General features: G+C 37.8%; 2 tRNA genes. Both read right to left on the reverse strand.

The features are described from left to right. Positions 1-44 precede the first annotated feature (44 nt). Positions 45-121 (reverse strand) — tRNA-Ala (locus ABEG63_RS21540). Positions 122-201: 80 nt separating this feature from the next. After that, a tRNA-Ile gene (locus ABEG63_RS21545) sits at positions 202-275 on the reverse strand. Positions 276-492: the final 217 nt, after the last annotated feature.

Below are 492 nucleotides of genomic sequence, written 5' to 3' on the forward strand. Positions count from 1 at the left end.
TGTTTTTGGCTCTATTCGCTTTTTTAAAACTAAACCATCCATGATGGTGGAGAATAAGGGAGTCGAACCCTTGACCTCCTGCGTGCAAGGCAGGCGCTCTAGCCAGCTGAGCTAATTCCCCCTCTAGTAGTTTTATGTTTAAGGTTTTCTGTTCAATGTTGTAACTTTGAACAATAAACTTTAAACCTTCAACCTAATTAGTAGTCTCGGGCAGGCTCGAACTGCCGACCTCTACATTATCAGTGTAGCGCTCTAACCAGCTGAGCTACGAGACTCTCTCTAATTAATAATTATTAATTAATAATTGTTAATTATCTCTTATCCCTTATACTAATTTCTAGTGGGTTTTGTATTTTTTTATATATCAACCAAACAAAAAACTAAAGCTTTACTTTGAATAAGTACTTTGTGTCTAGGACACTAATTTTGTTTTACGTCAAAAGACGCTCTAAAATGAGATGTTCCAGCCGCACCTTCCGGTACGGCTACCTT

This window comes from Chryseobacterium sp. C39-AII1 (assembly GCF_039672645.1).
Classification (GTDB): Bacteria; Bacteroidota; Bacteroidia; order Flavobacteriales; family Weeksellaceae; genus Chryseobacterium.